At 68.2% G+C, this 16,142-nt stretch carries 17 protein-coding genes and 1 pseudogene; 12 read left to right on the forward strand and 6 right to left on the reverse strand.

Annotated elements, in window-relative coordinates; translation table 11 throughout:
- Nucleotides 1-46: 46 nt before the first annotated feature.
- A complete protein-coding gene (locus ACFT7S_RS27875) occupies nucleotides 47-850 on the reverse strand; it encodes an endonuclease I family protein (protein ID WP_382736476.1) in 804 nt (267 codons plus the stop codon).
- Nucleotides 851-1,146: 296 nt separating this feature from the next.
- Nucleotides 1,147-1,899, reverse strand: coding sequence for a DUF4232 domain-containing protein (locus ACFT7S_RS27880; RefSeq protein ID WP_382736477.1), 753 nt, complete (start codon nucleotides 1,897-1,899; stop codon nucleotides 1,147-1,149).
- A gap of 324 nt (nucleotides 1,900-2,223) precedes the next feature.
- Between ACFT7S_RS27880 and ACFT7S_RS27885 the strand changes: the two genes are divergently transcribed.
- From ACFT7S_RS27885 to ACFT7S_RS27895, 3 genes are all read left to right on the forward strand, one after another.
- Nucleotides 2,224-2,526: a DUF6355 family natural product biosynthesis protein gene (locus tag ACFT7S_RS27885; protein ID WP_382736479.1), complete on the forward strand. Its 303-nt coding sequence runs from the start codon at nucleotides 2,224-2,226 to the stop codon at nucleotides 2,524-2,526.
- Between the two features lie 137 nt (nucleotides 2,527-2,663).
- On the forward strand, nucleotides 2,664-3,782 hold the full coding sequence (locus tag ACFT7S_RS27890) for an AI-2E family transporter (RefSeq protein ID WP_382736480.1): 1,119 nt from the start codon (nucleotides 2,664-2,666) through the stop codon (nucleotides 3,780-3,782).
- Between the two features lie 131 nt (nucleotides 3,783-3,913).
- On the forward strand, nucleotides 3,914-4,261 hold the full coding sequence (locus ACFT7S_RS27895) for a hypothetical protein (RefSeq protein ID WP_382736482.1): 348 nt from the start codon (nucleotides 3,914-3,916) through the stop codon (nucleotides 4,259-4,261).
- 179 nt (nucleotides 4,262-4,440) lie between these two features.
- On the opposite strand, the gene ACFT7S_RS27900 is transcribed toward ACFT7S_RS27895, so the two are convergent.
- The gene (locus ACFT7S_RS27900) at nucleotides 4,441-4,812 is read right to left on the reverse strand and encodes a VOC family protein (RefSeq protein ID WP_382736484.1); all 372 of its coding nucleotides are present in this window, start codon (nucleotides 4,810-4,812) and stop codon (nucleotides 4,441-4,443) included.
- Nucleotides 4,813-5,013: 201 nt separating this feature from the next.
- Here ACFT7S_RS27900 and ACFT7S_RS27905 point away from each other — a divergent pair.
- Nucleotides 5,014-5,634 (forward strand): annotated as a pseudogene (locus tag ACFT7S_RS27905) (hypothetical protein); the annotation flags it as partial.
- Nucleotides 5,635-5,775: 141 nt separating this feature from the next.
- Here the strand turns inward: ACFT7S_RS27905 and ACFT7S_RS27910 are convergent.
- Nucleotides 5,776-6,633 (reverse strand): GNAT family N-acetyltransferase, encoded by an 858-nt coding sequence (locus tag ACFT7S_RS27910; RefSeq protein ID WP_382736486.1) that lies wholly within the window; start codon nucleotides 6,631-6,633, stop codon nucleotides 5,776-5,778.
- A gap of 94 nt (nucleotides 6,634-6,727) precedes the next feature.
- Between ACFT7S_RS27910 and ACFT7S_RS27915 the strand changes: the two genes are divergently transcribed.
- Together ACFT7S_RS27915 and ACFT7S_RS27920 are read left to right on the forward strand one after the other, a co-directional pair.
- The gene (locus tag ACFT7S_RS27915; protein WP_382736488.1) at nucleotides 6,728-7,222 is read left to right on the forward strand and encodes a hypothetical protein; all 495 of its coding nucleotides are present in this window, start codon (nucleotides 6,728-6,730) and stop codon (nucleotides 7,220-7,222) included.
- Between the two features lie 150 nt (nucleotides 7,223-7,372).
- Nucleotides 7,373-7,933 carry a GNAT family N-acetyltransferase gene (locus ACFT7S_RS27920; protein WP_382736490.1) on the forward strand — a complete coding sequence of 187 codons (561 nt, stop codon included), beginning with the start codon at nucleotides 7,373-7,375 and terminating at the stop codon, nucleotides 7,931-7,933.
- 16 nt (nucleotides 7,934-7,949) lie between these two features.
- Here ACFT7S_RS27920 and cpt read toward each other — a convergent pair whose 3' ends face one another.
- Complete coding sequence (gene cpt, locus ACFT7S_RS27925) at nucleotides 7,950-8,471, reverse strand: chloramphenicol phosphotransferase CPT (protein WP_382736560.1); 522 nt, start codon at nucleotides 8,469-8,471, stop codon at nucleotides 7,950-7,952.
- 165 nt (nucleotides 8,472-8,636) lie between these two features.
- Here cpt and ACFT7S_RS27930 point away from each other — a divergent pair, with 165 nt between their 5' ends.
- The 4 genes from ACFT7S_RS27930 (at nucleotide 8,637) to ACFT7S_RS27945 (ending at nucleotide 12,107) form a co-directional block, all read left to right on the forward strand.
- The gene (locus ACFT7S_RS27930) at nucleotides 8,637-9,179 is read left to right on the forward strand and encodes an MOSC domain-containing protein (RefSeq protein ID WP_382736492.1); all 543 of its coding nucleotides are present in this window, start codon (nucleotides 8,637-8,639) and stop codon (nucleotides 9,177-9,179) included.
- A 111-nt stretch (nucleotides 9,180-9,290) separates the two neighbouring features.
- Entirely contained in the window at nucleotides 9,291-10,430 is a 1,140-nt protein-coding gene (locus ACFT7S_RS27935) for a winged helix DNA-binding domain-containing protein (RefSeq protein WP_382736494.1), read from the forward strand.
- 179 nt (nucleotides 10,431-10,609) lie between these two features.
- Nucleotides 10,610-11,377 carry an NPP1 family protein gene (locus ACFT7S_RS27940; RefSeq protein ID WP_382736496.1) on the forward strand — a complete coding sequence of 256 codons (768 nt, stop codon included), beginning with the start codon at nucleotides 10,610-10,612 and terminating at the stop codon, nucleotides 11,375-11,377.
- 202 nt (nucleotides 11,378-11,579) lie between these two features.
- A complete protein-coding gene (locus tag ACFT7S_RS27945; protein WP_382736498.1) occupies nucleotides 11,580-12,107 on the forward strand; it encodes a GNAT family N-acetyltransferase in 528 nt (175 codons plus the stop codon).
- A gap of 11 nt (nucleotides 12,108-12,118) precedes the next feature.
- Here the strand turns inward: ACFT7S_RS27945 and ACFT7S_RS27950 are convergent, their stop codons facing one another.
- Nucleotides 12,119-13,978, reverse strand: coding sequence for a protein kinase (locus ACFT7S_RS27950; RefSeq protein ID WP_382736500.1), 1,860 nt, complete (start codon nucleotides 13,976-13,978; stop codon nucleotides 12,119-12,121).
- A 471-nt stretch (nucleotides 13,979-14,449) separates the two neighbouring features.
- Between ACFT7S_RS27950 and ACFT7S_RS27955 the strand changes: the two genes are divergently transcribed.
- Nucleotides 14,450-15,331, forward strand: coding sequence for a lysozyme (locus ACFT7S_RS27955; RefSeq protein ID WP_382736502.1), 882 nt, complete (start codon nucleotides 14,450-14,452; stop codon nucleotides 15,329-15,331).
- Nucleotides 15,332-15,487: 156 nt separating this feature from the next.
- Nucleotides 15,488-16,135 (forward strand): peptidoglycan recognition family protein, encoded by a 648-nt coding sequence (locus ACFT7S_RS27960; protein WP_382736504.1) that lies wholly within the window; start codon nucleotides 15,488-15,490, stop codon nucleotides 16,133-16,135.
- Nucleotides 16,136-16,142: the final 7 nt, after the last annotated feature.

The raw sequence follows: 16,142 nt of genomic DNA on the forward strand, positions 1-16,142 counted from the left end.
CATCTCCCCGCTGGGGACGGGGAGATGAGCCCACCTCACAGGCGGTCTACCAGATCGCCTCGACCCACTCCGGGTGGTCGATGAAAGGGTTGCGGTTTTTCTGGTAGGTGTCGAAGATGACCTGGTTGCGCCGCTCCTCGAAGGCGCTGGGCGGGTCCTGCGCGTTCCACTGCTTCAGCACGGAGAGGCGGCCGTGGTACGGGACACTGCCGTTGGATACCGAATCGTTGGGCTCCAGATCGGCCCAGGCGTCGTCCCCCTCGTAGCGGACGGCCATGTAGAGGATCATGCGGGCCACGTCTCCCTTGTCCGCGTTGCGCGGCTCGAAGGAGTTGGAGTCCGTATAGCTCCCGGCCGCGCCGCTGACCGCGCTGCCGCCGTTGTCGAAGTCCTTGTTGCCGCGGATGCTGTTGACCTGTACGTCCGCGGGGCGCAGGTGGTGGAGGTCCGTGCCGGGGCCGGACGAGGTGCCGAAGCTGCCGTGCGACTGGGCCCACACGTGCTCACGGTTCCAGTCGCCGACGTCGCCGCCGTTGAGAGCCTTGCTGCGTGAAGTGCCGCTGTACAGCAGGATCACGTTGCTGGTGTTGCTCGGGTCCTGGTCGGTGACCTTCAGGGCGGTCCACACCGCGTCGTACGAGATCTTGGTCTGGGGGCTGATGATCGTGTGCAGAGAGGACTTGAGGCTCGTGCCGGTCTTGCCGATCGCGCTCTTGTAGTACGTGCTGTCGTACGCGGTGGTCGTGGCGCTCGCGGGACTCGCGGCGACCGTCGGAAGGGTGAGGCCGAGGAGGACGGTGGATATGGCTGCCGCCAACACCTTCCATCTGCCTATCTGCGCAACGGACATGGGGGTGCCCTTTCCCGGGGGACGGCACGCGTCGGAACGCGGCTTCTGCCTCAACGGCGCTGCGTTCTACGCGTGTTGATTTTTGTCACCGGGAGCATGGCACGGGGTGGCCGCTGCCTGCGTAACCGCGAGAAGGCGATTCCATGACGTTCTCGCATACGGGGCGTCAGGATCTTCCTCACTACGGGCGACTGCCCCAAGACGTACGAGACGCTGCTCGCCGGTCGCCGTGCCGGGCAGCAAAATCCCCTGACGGGCCGTCGTGGTCCGTCAGGGGGATCAACCGAGTCGACCGGTCAGGACTGAGTGTCCGCCTGGGCCATGGAGCTCACCGCTTCGGCGATCGTGCTGCGGTACAGGCCCAGCTTCGGGTCGAGCACCTTCACGTCCGGGCCGAGCGGGAAGTTGAGCGAGTCCGCGTTGGGCATGTGGTCGCCGTCGGCCAGCACGTTCAGTTCGTTGATCCAGGTCAGGGCCCCGCTCGCACCGCTCGGGTTGAGGTCGATCACCGCGATGGCGGCGGTCTTGGGCTTGACCGGGTACGCAGGAGCGCCGCCCAGGCCGCTCGGAATCAGCGGCCTGACGTCGCCACTGTGGTCCTTGGCGCTCGCGCTGCCCAGGCTGACCAGCGGGAAGTAGCTCAGGCCGCAGGCGTTCGCGCCGGTGTTGTTGACCTCGATCACGTGCTGGGTGGCCGAACCCTCACGGGCGTAGACACGCACCGACAGGTCGTCGCTCTTGCACGGGTGCGTGTAGGCGTAGCTGTCGCCGGTGTTGCCGCCGGCCTTCGCGGTGCTGCCCTTGGACTTGCCCGTGCTGGAAGTGACTGCCTCGGCGGAGCCGCCGGTCTTTACGGTGTCCGTGGTCTTGGCGGTGTCGGCGGGCTGGGAAGCGTCCGCCGAGGCGGCGGCCGGTGCGGAGCTGTTCGCCGTGTCGGCGGACTTCGCGCCGCCGTCGTCCCCGCCGCAGGCGGTGAGCGCCAGAGCGAGTACAGCGGTGACAGCGGCGCCGAGCGTGGCTGTGCGCTTGCGGTTACGGATCGTACGCATGAGGATTCCCCGAGTGTGACGGTCGAGTGCGACGGTGAAGACAAGGCCCGGAACTTGCGGCGAACCGCTCCCCCTCCTGACCTTCTGACACCTGAAGCTTCCCGCCCGCCGCTCATGTTCTGCTAACGCCTCCCTCACGTCCCGCTGACGTCCGCGGTATCGGATGCGGATCCTGTTGGTCATGTGCGTCCCGATCGGCTGCACTTACTGCTCCGTACGGGGCAATGTGGCAGCCACTCGGTACGCAGCCCGGTGATCATCGAGTGCCCGAGTGATCAGCGCTCGGGCAGATGACCAATGCAGATGATCAATGAGGAGATCGCGATGCGTATTCGTCATTCGCTGCTGTCCGCCGGTGCCGCAGCCGCACTCATCCTGGGGCTCGCGCCGGCTGCGACTGGCACGGCCACTGCCGCGGGGCACGCCGCGTCAGTGATGAACCCTTGCGGGTTCTACGAAACCGGCTCCGACGCCCGCTACAACCACTGCACATCGGACGGGTCGAACGTCATCATCGAAGTCGAGGTCTTCGGCCCCAACTACGAACGCTGTGTGGGCCCCGGCGACACCTGGCTGGGATCGGCGAGCAGGATCCAGGGAGCGCACTACGTCGGCCGCACCTGCTGACCAACAGATCACGCGGCGGGAAGCCACCGGTCTCCGACGAGTTGGGCTCCGCCCCACCGACGGAGACCGGCCCGGCCCCACCACGTTCGTACGGCGGCCATTTCGGAGTGCGACCCGAGTATCAATAGGGTGGCCCCATGTCTGCCACATTGAGCTCCATAAAGACGGCCGCCGCGCTCCGAACAACGGCGCGCGTCTCCGTCGAGTTGCTGCTGGTCCTCGTCGCGGCCGCCGCGGCCGTGTGGATGCTGGGCTGGATGTGGCCGGTCGTCTGGCCGATCGTCGTCGGCCTGTTCCTCACCACCCTGACCTGGCCCCCCACCCGCTTCCTGCGCCGGCACGGCTGGCACCCCGCCCTCGCGGCGTCGGTCGTGACCGTCCTGTTCCTCCTCGTCCTCACGGCCATCCTGGCGCTGATCGTGGTGCCGGTGGCATCCCAGTCCGGCGAGCTGACCGACGGCGTGGTCGAAGGCATCCAGAAGCTGCGCGAGTGGGCCGCAGGGCCGCCGCTGAACATCGGCGACGACCAGATCAGTGGCGCCTTCGACACAGCGATCGCGCGCGTCCAGGACAGCATCGGGAGCATGGTCACCGCCGTCGCCACCGGCCTGAGCACCGTGCTGAACGGTGTGGTCACTGCCTTCCTGTCGCTGTTCCTGATGTTCTTCTTCCTCAAGGACGGCCCGCGGTTCCTCCCGTGGCTTACCCGTCAGCTCCCCGGGCGGCTCGCCACCGACGTGGCGATCGTGGCCGCGCGCGGCTGGGAGACTCTCGGCGCGTTCGTGCGCTCCCAGGCATTCGTCGGCCTGCTCGACGCAGTCTTCATCGGCCTCGGTCTGTGGATCCTGGGGGTGCCCCTGGCGCTTCCGCTGGCCGTGCTGACCTTCATTTCGGCGTTCGTCCCGATCGTGGGCGCCCTGTTCGCCGGTCTGGTGGCGGTGCTCATCGCGTTGGTGTCGAACGGCCTGACGGACGCGCTGATTGTGCTGGCCATCATCCTTGTGGTGCAGCAACTTGAGGGCAACGTGTTCCAGCCCATGATCCAGAGCCGCGGACTCGGTCTGCACGCGGCGGTGGTCCTGCTGGCGGTGACCTTGGGCGGCAGCCTGGCAGGCATTGTGGGCAGCCTGCTCGCCGTACCGGCAGCCGCGCTGGTCGCAGTGGTCTGGAACTACCTGCGCGAGCAGCTCAGCGACCCGCCGGCGGAGCCGGAGCCCGACGACTCGTACGCCGCTGGTGCAGCCGTCCCTTCGTAGCCACGCACGGACCAGGACGCCAAGGCGTCGCCTGGCTTGGGGTAGACACCGACTGAGAGGCGAGATCGGCGCCGGCCTCGGCGGAGCACCCCGGGCGCCGTCGGCGGTGCGTGCGCCGTAGGCTCCAAGGCATGCACAGCACCCTGACGGAGCATGCGCGGTGTGTCTACGGAGACGAGTACCGACCCACGCCGGAGTGCGACTCCCAACACCGAGAGCACTACTTCGTCGAGGAACTGACCTTCGCCGACGCGGATTCGATCCTGGCCATGCTGCGGGAACTGAGCCCGAACCTGGTCGACGGGCTTCTGCCTGTCTGGATCCGCAACCTGTCGTATCGGCTGGTGCTCCTGCAACGACCGGACGAACCGGCGTTGATGCGAGATGCCGCAGAGAATTTGTGGTTGCACGGTCCGGACTGGGACGACATCGCAGCAGATCTCAAGGAACGGGCAAACGCTCTGGAAGCGGGCGGCTGATCACTGCGTGGTCAGTGGCTGACCGGGCCATGGTGACGGCACAGCAGCCTCCCCTCCACGGGGCACTCGGCCCTGGCTGTACGCGGCTGGATGGAAGCACATCGACGGCGGCACCCAGGGGCCGCTCATTGCGGCCAACCGGGGTGTGGGGAGTTCGCGGCCGACTCGGCATACAACGCCTAGCCGATGAGGGTTTCCTTCGGGCGGACTACGCAGAACTCGTTCCCCTCAGGATCGGCCAGCACTGTCCAGGACTCGTTGCCGCTCTGGCCGACGTCCGCCCTGCGGGCGCCGAGTGCGAGGATGCGCGCGATCTCGGCCTCCCGGTCCTCCGCAGCGGACGTCAGATCGAGGTGCAGACGGTTCTTGACGACCTTACGGTCCGTCACCGGCATGAAGCAGATTCCCACTGGCGCGGTCTCGTCCGGCCCGATCACGACCTCCCGCTCCCGCTCGGACAGGATCCGCCAGCCCAGCACCTCAGCCCAGAACCGGGCCAGGGCGGGCAGATCGCGGGCGTCGATGACGATGTGATGCAGCGAAAGAGGCATGTCGGCCAGTGTGCCCGGAGATCGCCCGGACAGACCCCTGGACGCGGCAGAGCGGCAAAGCCGGGAGGGAAGAGAAAGTTTCGGAACTGCGGATCGTATACATGCGTGTGAGAGTCAAGGCCGTATCAATCCGGTTCGGCCCATACTCCCCATGAACATGCCCTGTGAAAGACTGTCTGGGTTGTCAATGGCGGGGGCGCCGTGGGTAAGCGACAAGTGCGGAAGATGCTGCGGCAGATGGCCGGCGGGGAGCCCGTTCAGGTCGTCAGCGTCATGGCCTCCATGAAGAAGCTCGCCCGACTCGCCTGCGTCGCCCGGCAGTTCGGGTACGAGTACGCGGACGTACAACAGGGGGGCGGGCCACAGGGCAACGGCCTTGTGATGCTGATCGTGCCTGACCCGAACCCGCAGGCCCGCGCGCGGGCCGCGCAGAACTGGGCGCAGTACCCGAACGCCGGTGACGGTGGCGCGCTGCCACCCCTCGTGTCCGATGCAGTCGAGCTTCTCAAGGCCCGCATCAAGTTCGACCTCGCCACCAGGTACACCGAGAAGCAGCTGGTGGTAATCGCAGGTGTCACGTTTACGATCCTGGCCGTGGGCGTCGGCTTCAAGTTCGGCGCTGACACCACTGCCGTAGTCGTCGTCGGCAGCATCTGGGCCACGCTGATGGCACTCGTGCCTATCGGGCTCGTCGTCAACCGGCGCTACGGAGCAAAGTACGCCGGCCTGCTGCAGGCCGCCGGGTTCACGCCGGTGACCGACCAGGGCGGGCGGCTGCGGTATGTGCCGCCGGGCGGGCAGCTTCCCGGGCACGGTAATCCATTCGCCTGAGGACTCCTGGCGGTGTGCTGAGGGTCCGGGTCGGCGCCGGGGTACGGGGCCGGGCTCGTGGCGGGCGGACTCGCAACGGGCCGTCGGCCGTTGTCAAGCCGCGGCGGTCCGGGTGCCCGGCGGACCGACTCGCTACTCGGGAGGTTCGGCGATCAGCGCGGTGGCGATACGTCGGAAGCCGAGGCGGGCATAAATCCGGGCGACGTGATCGTCGCCTGCCGACAAGAAGACGGTCTCCACTCCTCGCGATCGGGCGTCGGCCACCAGTGCCACAGTGACCGCGAGCCCGAGACCACGACGGCGCGCGGCGGGCAGCGTTCCGACACCGACGATCTCGCTGACGGCTCCGACCGGCTGGTGCTGGCCCGCGCACAGTGCCGTCCCATCGTCCACCGCTGCGGCAACCGAAGTCAGACCCGCCCTGATCCGCGCCACCACGCGTTCCACCGACCCGTCGCCTGCTCGGGCCTGCACGGCTTCCGCCAGCTCGGTGACTCCCGCAAGGCCGATGCCGGTTCCGGGCTCCGCGAAAGCGAGATGCGGCACGGCCAGCGCGCTGGCCAGCGCCGGATCGTCCGGCCCCAGGGTCCGCACCGACGATCCGCCGAACAACTCGTCCACAGCGGACACCGGGGCACCCGGGTCAAGCGCCATCAAGGGGTGTTCGTGAACTACAAGCCCCGAGTCCTCGACCGCGGCCCGCAGCGCGGGCGTGGTCTCGGCGATCCACTCGAAACTCTCCGGAATCTTGAGTTCACGCTGCCGCGCGCGGACCCGGGCCACAGCGGCGGCGCTCACCGCTCCGGACCATCCCCGAGCGGGACGTGCGTAGAACGGCCATCCCTGACCTTCCCGCACGAACAGGGTCAGCGGCCCGAAGTCCTCGACCCGGGCACCCTGACGTGGCACCGCGTCGTAGTACCACTCAAGTCGGTCCAGCAGTGCCTGCTCAGGACGATCACCAAGATCCACAGAAGTCACGCGGAGCATCCAAGCACCAGGTCGCCGAGCACCGCCACCGTATTACGGTGCAGGACCGAAGTATCCGCTTTCCTGCCGGACACGGGCCTGACAGCATGCTGCTATGCCTCTGCCCCACCCCAACGGCGACTATGCGGTCACCGCGATGTACTCCGTACCGGACGACGCCTGGTACCTGGAGCTGGACCTCGTCGCCGATCAACGAACCCTCGTGATCGCGATCGTCCCCGACGAGGACCCGGCGCGGGAGCCGACCGTGTGCTTCGACCCCTGTGGCCGGCACGTGGACATCCCGTACGAGGTCATGCGCTGGTTCATGGACCAGGTCGAGGAGGAGATTCGCACGTCGCGCGCTTGGATGCGGCTGCGGCCCGAGCTCGTCGAGGTCATCGTCGGGTTGCGCCAGGAGTACCTGGGCGCCATCGATGACAACGAGTTTGGCCACGTCCTGACGGAGGTACGCACCACCGTTCCAGAGGCTGACCTCCCCACCGTCCTTGCGGCCGCTTTCGGGCGGAGGCCGGACGGCACGACCACGGACGACGTGCATGCACTCCTGCCTGCAGAGGACCAAGAAGACAGAGCCTTGAACCGGTGACATGTGAGATCCGGTTCGCGGACCGGAGTCCCGAAGGCCCCTGCCGGCGGACACCACGCACCTCGTGGAACTGCGGTGCGGGACACCAGGCCAAGCGGTGTTCGAGCCAATAGAGTTCGGTGTGACCTTGGGCAGTTGCGAGGAGGCAGCGTGATCACGTGGCGGCGGTTGGCCGAGGGGGACTTCGGGCTGTTGCAGGAATGGCTCGCGCAACCGCACGTAGCCCGTTGGTGGCACCACGACACGTCCACGGAGGCGGTCGCACGGGACTTCGGGCCTGCGGCGCGTGGTGAGGAGCCGTCCGAGGACCTGTTGGTCATGCTGGACGGCACCCCGGTTGGCTTGGTCCAACGGTGCCGGTTCGCGGACTACCCCGAATCTCGCGCGGAGTTGGCCGATCAGGTCGAACTGCCCGACACTGCGGTCACGATCGACTACCTGCTCGGGGACTCCGCGAGGGTGGGGCAGGGGCTGGGTCCGCGCATCATCCGGGCGATCGTGGAGGCCACCTGGACCGACTATGCGGACGTGTCCGCCGTCGTTGTCCCGGTCCACGCGGACAACCGCGCGTCATGGCGGGCACTGGAGAAGGCCGGGCTGCGCAGGATCGGTACCGCCGACCTGGACCCGGACAACCCGGATGACGACCGCAACCACTATGTCTACCGCATCGACAGACCTGCCGATGCAAGCCCCGGCCCCGCGGGCTGACCCAATGATCCGTCGATCAGCCCACGTGGGCGGCGATGGTTCGCGCACACGCCAGGGATTCGGTACGCGTCGTGTCGACCTCCAGGTCATAGATCACCCCTTGGTGAACCACATCCGCCTGCAACGCGGCCATTCCCTGGACCCGATCTCCCCGTGCGGCCTCACGGCCCGCGGCCACCGCACCCTCACACCTGACGGCGACCCACAGCACATCCAGTCCGCCGAGAGCCTTCTGCCACCGTTGCTGGGACGCGGCTCCGCCGAGGAAGACGTCGTCGACGATGATCCGGGCGCCTGCACCGGCCATCGCCACGATGCCTTCCATCCAGGCCGCCTCCAACGCCCGGAAGTCCTCCCCGACGCTGACTCGGCCGTCCTCCGAGATCTCGATCCCCGCGTCCGACGCCTGCATCTTCGCGGGCATCGCGTCGACGAACGAATCGACCCCGAACGCCAGCCACGGATCCGGTAGTACGGCCTGCAGGCACCGTACGATCCCGGACTTCCCCGAGCTGGAACCGCCATTGAGAATGATCATCTGAGTCGTCACTGCGCCACAGTAGGGGCGCCGCCCCAGGACACGAAACGAATTCCGGCAGTCCCCGAAGCGGACCCGTAGGGGCGGGCTCCCCGCCTCGTGAGGGTCGGTCCGCTTACGCTGGCCGGGTTCGAGGATGTACGGCGAGGAGAAGTGGGCAGCGGAATGGCACGGGTTACGGCTGTGAGCAGCAATGGGACGTACTCGTTCAGCAAACCGAACCGTACGAGCATCACGCTGCTCGCCGGGCTGGGCGTGGAGGGCGACGTCCACGCGGGGGAGACCATCAAGCACCAGTTCCGCATGACGTATGAGCCGGACCTGCCCAACCTGCGCCAGGTGCACCTCATCCATGAGGAACTCTTCGACGAACTCGCCGCGAAGGGCTTCACCGTCGCTGCCGGCCGACTCGGCGAGAACGTGTCCACACGTGGGATCGACCTGCTCGGACTGCCCACCGGGACCCTGCTGCGACTCGGCGAGGAGGCGGTCGTAGAGGTGACAGGGCTCCGTAACCCGTGCTCGAAGATCAACGATTTTCAGAAGGGCCTGCTCCAGGAGGTCTTCGAACTCGACGCCACCACAGGGGAGTTCGTCTTCAAGTCCGGGATCATGGGTGTGGTCCGGCACGGAGGTGACGTTCGTCCCGGTGACGCGATCGGCGTCGAACTGCCCATCGGCCCGCACCATCCGCTGGAGCGCGTATAGGTATCTGGTTCGGGGCCCTGCGGGCGCGCTGGGAAATCCTCGGCCGATCCATCGAAACGGTGTGCGAAACATTCTGGCGTGTGCCGGTCGATGCACGGCAGAATCCTCGGTGTGAAGATCACTGCGCGCGAGCTCAACCGGGCCACCCTGAGTCGCCAACTTCTGCTGGAACGGGAGGCCCTGAGCGTCGTCGACGCGGTCCGTCGCGTTGTCGCGGTCCAGGCGCAGCACGCACCCTCGCCCTACGTCGCCTTGTGGAATCGGGTGACCGACTTCGACGCGGCCGATCTGGATGCCGGCTTCACCGGCCGCGCAGTCGTCAAGGCGACGCTGATGCGGATCACGCTGCACACGGTGCATGCCGATGACTACCAGGTGTTCCGCGAGGCGATGCAGCCGACGTTGTACGGCTCGCGCCTGGGCTTCCGCTTCGCGGTTTCGGGGCTTACGCCCGCGGACGGCGATGAACTGGTGCCGGAGCTGCTGGCCTTCGCCGACCGGCCCCGGACGACCGCGGAGATGAAGGCATGGCTCGAGGAGCGGCTCGGTACGGACAAGCAGCCGGGGGCGTGGTGGGGGCTGCGGGCCTACGCACCGCTGCACCATGCACCGACGGGCGGGCCGTGGTCGTTCACTACCCGGTCGTCGTTCGTCGCGGCGCGGACCGGCCCTGTGCCCAGGGGGCGGGAGACGGTGACGCAGGCCCTGCAGGCCCTGGTCCTGCGTTACTTGGATGGATTCGGTCCGGCCTCGGTGGCGGACGTGGCCCAGTTCGCCATGGTGCAGCGCGCGCCGATCCGCGAGGCGTTGAACGCACTCGGTGACTCCGTCGAGCAGTTCGAAGGACCCGAGGGCACCGTCCTGTTCGACATCCCCGGCGCACCGCGCCCGCCCGCGGACATCCCGGCCCCACCTCGGCTCATGGCCATGTGGGACAGCACCCTGCTCGCCTACGCCGACCGCAGCCGCATGATCCCTCCGGACTATCGCCGACTGGTGATCCGTAACAACGGCGATGTGTTGCCGACGCTGCTGGTCGACGGTTACGTCGCCGGTGTGTGGCGCCCGGTCGACGGCGGCATCGAAGCCATGGCCTTCCACGACCTTCCGCCGACGGTGTGGGACGCACTTGCCGCGGAAGCGCGGTCCCTGACAGCGGTGTTGGCCGATCGGGACCCCCAGGTGTACAGCCGCTACAACCACTGGTGGACCAAGCTGCCCGATGCCGAGGCACGCGTACTGCCCGCATAGCCCGGACGGGCCGAGGGCGGTGCGGTGTGTTGGATTGTGCGCGTCCCCGCATGTGTTGGCCGCCGCTTCACCGTGTTGACACCCCCAGGGATCGGCTCCGCAATGAGGTTCGCGGAGCCTGATATGGGCATGCCAATCACGTCGCGCGCCCCACACCGCGGTCAACCAGGAGGACGCAGTTGAAGAAGAGCTCGCGGATTCGAAGAGTGTCGCTGACCCTTGGCAGCGCCGTCGCACTGGTCATCGCCTTCCCGGGTGGTGCCTACGCTGCTCCGCCCTCGGCGTTGCCCGCTGCCGCGGACGGACTGGAGCAGACGTTCCAGCCGGCCTACGACTACGACACGGACGGCTGCTACCCCACGTCCGCCATCGGACCGGATGGCACCGTCGCCACCGGCCTCAACCCGAGCGGCGCGCTCAACGGTCAGTGCCGTGACGCGTGGGACCTCGACAACACCAATGGATACGCGCGGTACAAGTGCAACAACGGCTGGTGCGCGATCATGTACGGGCTGTACTTCGAGAAGGACCAGGCCCTGGCCGGCAGCAGCCTCGGCGGGCACCGCCACGACTGGGAGCACGTGGTGGTCTGGGTGCAGAACAACCAGGCCCAGTACGTCTCCACCTCCGCCCACGGCAACTTCGACGTCTACAGCCGTGACCGGGTCCGCTGGGACGGCACGCATCCCAAGATCGTGTACCACAAGGACGGCGTGAGCACGCACTGCTTCCGTCCGGCGAACACCAACGACGAGCCGCCGGAGAATCACCACCACAGCTGGCAGTTCCCCAGCCTTGTCGGCTGGAACGGCTATCCCGCAGGTCTTCGCGACAAGCTGAGCCAGGCCGACTTCGGAAGTGCCGTCTTCGGTCTCAAGGACGGCAACTTCAACTACCACCTCGAGAAGGCCAAGCCGGCCGGCATCGCGTTCGACCCCAACGCCTGACGAGCAGCGACCTCCGTGTCGCACCGGCCAAGGGCCGGAGAGGAGCCGTAACCCAAAAGACGGCGACCCCGGCCCGTTCGCCGGCCGGGGTCCACGTCGTGTTGCGGAAGGGGATGAGTGCGGCGTGCGTTCGCTCTCAGCTCCCTTGCCCGTACGCCTACCGTCGCCCCAACGGTCGGACCCCGCATGCGAGGATCTCGGCGTGAACGATCTGCGCCTCCGCCTCGCCGCCGACACCGACCTCGCCACTCTTGTCCGCCTGCGCGACGACGCTGCCCGCTGGATGCTCGCCCAGGGCATTGCCGGCCAGTGGCAGCCGGGCGAGCTGGACGAGGTCCACTTCCGCCGGATCATGGCGGATGGCGAGGTGTGGCTCGCCGAGACCGATGGGCGTGTGGTCGGGGGCTGGGAGCTGTGGTGGGCGGACGAGGACGCCTGGGGACCGCAGCCACCGGTGGCCGGCTATGTGCACCGGTTGATGGTGGACCGCAGCCGTGCCCGGCCGGGCACGGGGCGACTGCTGCTGCGAGCTGCGGAGCACCGCGTGGCGGAGCACGGGCGAGTGCGTGTACGTCTGGACTGCCTGGCCGGCAATACGCGCCTGAACGCCTATTACGTGGCCGAGGGATACAGGGTGGTCGGCCACAAGGCGGGCAAGCCGCAGGCGGGCGGTGCGCCCAAGTCGTTCACGCTGCTCGAGAAGCCCGTGCGGTCCGTCGGCCGGGGTTGACCGCCTGTCGCTCAACTCTCCTTCGGCTTCTCGGCGTTGCGCCAGATCGTGAGGTCGAGGGTGAAGTACCTGCTCGGGTCCTTGGCCGCCGACTTGCCGCGGTAGGTCGCGACGGCGATGTGCCCCGCATCGCTGAGCACGCAGATCTGCGAGCCGTTGGTGAGCTGGTCGAGACCGATCTTCTCGGTGTACCGGGTCTCGTCGCGGCAGGTCTTCAGGGAGCCCTTCTGCGAGTTGTTCAACAGGACCAGTTTCCCGTTGGCGGTGCCCAGTTGCTCGTCCCCGAACATCGAGTCGTAGTAGTAGTAGAGGTCCCCGTCGCCGTAGAAAACTCCCCCTGAGGTGTCCTCGATCGGGCGCGGCGGGTTGTCGGCGAGCATGACGTTGTAGTTGGCCGTCACATCGACGTTCTTGTACGAGACCGGCTTGGGATCGGTACGCGGCTGTGCCGTGTCCGGGGAACCGCTCGCGGTCGAGCCGGCGCTGGGGGACTTCTTGCCGTCGGGCTCGTCGGGCAGCAGGGCACCGATGACCGTCAGGACGGCGATCGTGGCCGCCACGGACCCGGCGATGATCAGCCCCTTCGGCTTCGGCTTGGGCCTCGGGTGGGCGGGCGGGAAGCCGACGGTATGGAACGGGGGCGGCGTGGCGTACCCCGGCCCGTACCCGAGCGGCGTCCGGTAGCCGGGGGGAGGGGTCGGGGCCCCGGCCGGCATGCCGTGTGCACCCGGAGCTCCGGGCGGCGGGCCAAAGGCGCCCGGGGCCCCGGGCGGCATGCCAGGAGCGACCGGTGTTCCGGCCGGTGTCGTGCCGGGGCCGCCCGTAGCGGCCTGGGTCGGAGCGGCGGCCATGGGGAATCCGGTGGGCGGGTGCGGGGGAGCGGCACCCGGTGCCGGAGGCTGCGGGGAGCGTTCGGTCGGGGTGGGGGTGACGGGGGGTGCCACCGTCGGGGGCCGCACCGGTTCGGGCAGGTGCAGCCGCTCGGTGATCGAACCGGCGATTGTCCGAGGCAACCAGTCCTCGCCCTGGCGCAGCGGGACGGACGAGACGGCGTGGCACAGCGCGATGACTTCGGCCAGGGAAGGGCGATCCGCCGGGTCGCGGCTGAGGCAGCGCGTCACCAGGGGGCGCAGGTCCGCGGGCAGCCTGCTGAGGTCCGGGTCCTCGTGAACGATGCGGTACAGCACTGCATGTGACGGACCGTCACCGAAGGCTGGGGCGCCGATCGCCGCGTAGGCCGCGATCTGGCCGAGGGCGAAGATGTCGGTGGCGGGTGTGATCGTGCCGGCCGCCGCCTGTTCGGGCGCCATGAACGCGGGAGTGCCGACGCTGACGCCGGTGCTGGTCAGGGCGGTGGCGTCGGCCGCGCGGGCGATGCCGAAGTCGATCACGCGAGGGCCGTCGGAGGCCAGGAGGACGTTGGCGGGCTTCAGGTCGCGGTGGACGATGCCCGCGCCGTGGATGACGTGGAGCGCCTCGGCGACCCCCACGGTCAGCAGCAGCACACTGCGCAGCGGCAGTCCGCCGTGCTGGGCAACGGCGTGTGCGAGGGAGGGGCCCGGCACGTAGGCGGTGGCCAGCCAGGGCTGCGAGCCCTCGGTGTCCGAATCGATGACGGGTGCGGTGTACAGGCCCTGTACCCGCTGCGCGGCCTTCACCTCCTGCTGGAAGCGGCGCCGGAACTCGGGGTCGCCGCTGAACTCGGGCCGGATCACCTTGAGTGCGATGGGCCTGCCGCCCGGCGTGTACGAGAGATACACCTTGCCCATGCCGCCCGTGCCGAGCACTGCCGCGAGGTGATAGCCGCCCACAACGGCCGGGTCGTCCTCCTTGAGTGGCTGGAAAAGGTCGGCCGAAGGTGCACTGCTCATTTAAGGAACCATCCCCCTGCTAGCGGCGATTCGGAGCTCGTCGGCGCCCCGAAGCCGATCGAGAGCGTATCGAATATCCGCCCCCTTCAAGTCGCGCGGAGGGGAGGTCCCTTGCGCTGGAACGTTGCGGGGCATGGTCCCTCGTTCCGGACCGGCGGCCTCCCGGCAGTACGCCGAGATCTCGTACGCACTGCCGTACGTGGCGGACCGCCCGCGCGGGTACCGGCGAGACGGCCCCTGATGCGCTGCCCCGCCCGCGCCGGAACTCCGCAATCGGGCGCCCGGAGTTCTTCAGCGCTGAAAGTTTCTGCCAATTCGGAGCGTTGGTGCAGCTGGCGCGCGGCGTCACAGGTCTAGGCCGAGCGGCCTCTTTACGCCCCTCATTACTCGTGCGTTACTCATGTCGTGTCCATGGCATCCGATTATCGGATGCCATGCGCTTCGTCCCCACCAACGTGCCCGGAGGCAGCTATGCCCGCGTACAGTTCTCCGACCCGACGACTCATCAGATCCAGAGGCGCCCTGCTGGCCGGCGTCCTCGGCAGCGTCGCCACACTGCTCGTGACGACCGCCGGACCGGCCGCCGCCGCGCCCCCGGGCCCCGACGAGCCGGTGCAGTCCGGACAGGCGTGGATGGGCGCGGGGACCCGTATCGAGCAGGGCCCCGGGTCCTCGGCGGACGGGGGCATGTCCACGATGGACACCAGCGGTGTCCAGGGCATCGACGTCTCCCACTGGCAGGGCGCGATCAACTGGGGCTCGGTGAAGGCCGCGGGCATCGACTTCGCCTACGTGAAGGCCACCGAGGGTACGAGCTACAAGGACACTCGCTTCAGTGCGAACTACACCGGCTCGTACAACGCCGGCCTGATCCGGGGCGCGTACCACTTCGCCCGCCCGAACGCCTCCAACGGGGCTACGCAGGCCGCCTACTTCGCCGGGAGTGGCGGAGGATGGTCCAAGGACGGCAAGACCCTCCCCGGTGTGCTGGATATCGAGCACAACCCGTCGGGCGCCATGTGCTACGGCCTCTCCACGACGCAAATGCGTACGTGGGTCAACGACTTCTACAACACGTACAAGGCCCGTACGACCCGGGACGTCGTCATCTACACGACGGCCAGCTGGTGGAACACCTGCACGGGCAACTGGACCGGAATGTCCACCAAGTCCCCGCTCTGGGTGGCCCATTGGGGCACCAGCAGTCCCACCATTCCCAGTGGATTCCCCACATGGACGATCTGGCAGTACTCGGCCACCGGCCGGGTCGGTGGTGTCGCCGGTGACGTGGACCGCAACAAGTTCAACGGCACCATGACCCGGCTCCTGGCCCTCGCCAACAACACGGCGTAGCCGGGCTCGCTCCTGCGGCGGCCGGGTGAGTTCGTACGGGGCTCGCCCGACCGCATCGGTGCGGTCCCGCCCGTACCGCCGCCACCTCCACTGGCCACCCCACTGGCCGCTGCCGCTGAACAGCCGGCCGGAACGACCGCAGACCAGGAGTCCGCCGTGAATCGTCCGAAGCTGACCCGTCGCCGCATCCTGCTCGCCGGCACCGGCGGACTGGCCGCCGCCGCGTTACCGAGTGCCGCCCACGCATCGAGTGCCATCGAACCGGATATCGACAGCACCCTGCAGTGGAACGCACGCCCGCCCCGGAGCCCGGTGAGCCTGGTAGGGAAGCGGCCGAACAAGATCATCGTGCATCACACCGTCAGCGCCAACACCACCGACTTCTCCCGCGCCCAGGCCCACGCTCATGCCCACTGGGTCCAGGACCTGCACATGGACAAGAACGGGTGGATCGACAGCGGCTACCACTTCCTCGTCAGCCGGGGCGGCTGGATCACCGAGGGGCGGCACCGCAGCCTCAGTACGTTGCAGGGCGGCAGCAACTTCGTACTGGCCGCCCATACGTCCGGACAGAACGACCAGGCGATCGGCATCGCCAACGAGGGTGCCTACCACGATGGTGCTCAGCCGCCGCAGGCGCAGTGGGACGTCCTGGTGGTGCTCTGCGCGTACACCTGCCAGCAGTACGGCATAGCGCCGAGCCGCATCTACGGGCACATGGATTTCGGCACCACGCTCTGCCCCGGCGTGCTGCACGACATGCTGCCTCGACTGCGCAGCGAGGTGGCGGCGAGTATGGGCTGAGCGCCAC

Origin of the sequence: Streptomyces sp. NPDC057136, assembly GCF_042670885.1 — a bacterium.
Taxonomy (GTDB): domain Bacteria; phylum Actinomycetota; class Actinomycetes; order Streptomycetales; family Streptomycetaceae; genus Streptomyces.

Excerpts from the sequence above, each read along its gene's own strand:
- ACFT7S_RS27875 (WP_382736476.1), bottom strand. The coding sequence starts at position 850 with ATGTCCGTTGCGCAGATAGGCAGATGGAAGGTGTTGGCGGCAGCCATA.
- ACFT7S_RS27880 (WP_382736477.1), bottom strand. The coding sequence starts at position 1,899 with ATGCGTACGATCCGTAACCGCAAGCGCACAGCCACGCTCGGCGCCGCT.
- ACFT7S_RS27885 (WP_382736479.1), top strand. The coding sequence starts at position 2,224 with ATGCGTATTCGTCATTCGCTGCTGTCCGCCGGTGCCGCAGCCGCACTC.
- ACFT7S_RS27890 (WP_382736480.1), top strand. The coding sequence starts at position 2,664 with ATGTCTGCCACATTGAGCTCCATAAAGACGGCCGCCGCGCTCCGAACA.
- ACFT7S_RS27895 (WP_382736482.1), top strand. The coding sequence starts at position 3,914 with ATGCACAGCACCCTGACGGAGCATGCGCGGTGTGTCTACGGAGACGAG.
- ACFT7S_RS27900 (WP_382736484.1), bottom strand. The coding sequence starts at position 4,812 with ATGCCTCTTTCGCTGCATCACATCGTCATCGACGCCCGCGATCTGCCC.
- ACFT7S_RS27910 (WP_382736486.1), bottom strand. The coding sequence starts at position 6,633 with ATGCTCCGCGTGACTTCTGTGGATCTTGGTGATCGTCCTGAGCAGGCA.
- ACFT7S_RS27915 (WP_382736488.1), top strand. The coding sequence starts at position 6,728 with ATGCCTCTGCCCCACCCCAACGGCGACTATGCGGTCACCGCGATGTAC.
- cpt (WP_382736560.1), bottom strand. The coding sequence starts at position 8,471 with ATGATCATTCTCAATGGCGGTTCCAGCTCGGGGAAGTCCGGGATCGTA.
- ACFT7S_RS27930 (WP_382736492.1), top strand. The coding sequence starts at position 8,637 with ATGGCACGGGTTACGGCTGTGAGCAGCAATGGGACGTACTCGTTCAGC.
- ACFT7S_RS27950 (WP_382736500.1), bottom strand. The coding sequence starts at position 13,978 with ATGAGCAGTGCACCTTCGGCCGACCTTTTCCAGCCACTCAAGGAGGAC.
- ACFT7S_RS27955 (WP_382736502.1), top strand. The coding sequence starts at position 14,450 with ATGCCCGCGTACAGTTCTCCGACCCGACGACTCATCAGATCCAGAGGC.